This is a genomic window from Oscillibacter sp. KLE 1745 (genome assembly GCF_000469445.2).
In the GTDB taxonomy this organism is placed as follows: domain Bacteria; phylum Bacillota; class Clostridia; order Oscillospirales; family Oscillospiraceae; genus Oscillibacter; species Oscillibacter welbionis.
This window is the reverse complement of sequence record NZ_KI271709.1, coordinates 342-1,741: the sequence shown is the minus strand read 5'-3', so window position 1 is coordinate 1,741 and position 1,400 is coordinate 342. Positions and strand designations below refer to the sequence as shown.

2 protein-coding genes are annotated in these 1,400 nt (G+C 62.8%); both read left to right on the top strand.

The window, feature by feature from the left end:
• On the top strand, window positions 1–1,071 hold a 1,071-nt coding region (locus tag HMPREF1546_RS05895; RefSeq protein WP_021751770.1), incomplete at its 5' end, for a dihydrolipoamide acetyltransferase family protein.
• A gap of 142 nt (window positions 1,072–1,213) precedes the next feature.
• The coding region (locus HMPREF1546_RS05890) for a biotin/lipoyl-containing protein (protein WP_021748858.1) at window positions 1,214–1,400 on the top strand (187 nt) is incomplete at its 3' end.

Sequence of the window (1,400 nt, the reverse complement as noted above, 5' to 3'; positions counted from 1 at the left end):
GCGCCTGCTGCTCCTGCCGCTGCGCCGTCCGCAGCCTCTGCCGCGGCTCCTGCCGCCGCCCCCACGGCCCATGCGGACCGTCCCGCCGGTGCCTACGTGCTGGCGACTCCCTACGCCAAGAAGCTGGCGAAGGAAAAGGGCTATGACCTCTCCCAGATCCCCGGCACCGGCCCCAACGGGACCGTGGTGGCCAAGGACGTGGAGAACTTTGTGGCCGGTCCCAAGACCAGCCCCATGGCTGCCAAGCTGGCTGCCGAGCTGGGCGTGGACGTCAGCAAGCTGGACGTCCAGGGCCGCGTGATGAAGGCGGACGTGCTGGCCGCCGCCGGTGTGGGTGCAGCCGCAGCTCCTGCCGCTGAGGCCGCTGCCGCTGTTGAGAGCAACGACGAGAAGCCTGTGAAGGTGAATCCGCTGCGCCGCAGCATCGCTGCCAACATGACCAACTCCTGGCACACCTCTCCGCGGGTCACCTACACCCGTCCGGTGGAGGTCACGGCCATGAAGGACCTGCGGGCCAAGCTGAAGGACGGCCTGAAGGAGCAGGGGATCAAGCTGACCTACAACCACATCCTGATGAAGGTGGTTGCCAAGGCCCTGACCGAGTTCCCCGACGTGAACGCCAGCTTCGCGGACAATATGCTGACCCGCCACAAGCACGTGAACATGGGCCTGGCGGTCGCCAAGGGCGATGGCCTGATCGTGCCCAACGTGAAGAACTGCGAGGAGAAGTCCCTGGCACAGATCGCCCAGGAGACGGAGGCTCTGATCGAGGCCACCCGCACCGGCAAGCTGGGCATGGAGGACATGACCGGCGGCACCTTCACCATCTCCAGCCTCGGGCCCTATGGCATCACCAGCTTCTCCCCCATCATCAACCAGCCTGAGCTGGCGATTCTGGGCGTGTGCGACATGGTGGATACCCCTGTGGTGCGCAACGGCGAGATCGTGATCCGGACCATGATGAACCTGAGCCTGACTGCCGACCACCGCGTGATCGACGGCGTGATGGCCTCCAAGTTCCTCAAGCGGATCGCGGAGCTGCTGGAGAACCCCTACATGCTCCTGGTGTGAGATCAAACAACCCATTCAAGGGAACCCGGCCTGTGCCGGGTTCCCTTTGAGGGGTCATTGTCCAAAATTTGACGATCCAAACAACTCAAAGGCCGAATCACAGGCGGTTTTTGGGTAAGTTCATGAAAGAAGGACAGAAATTATGGCAACTGAAGTTCTGATGCCCAAGCTGGGTCTGACGATGACCGAGGGCACCATTGAAGAGTGGAAGTTCAAAGAGGGAGACACCGTCAAGAAGGGGGACATCCTGTTCTCCGTGGCGACCGATAAGCTGACCAACGACGTGGAGGCCGAGGAGGACGGCACCCTGCTGAAGATCCTGCTGCCGG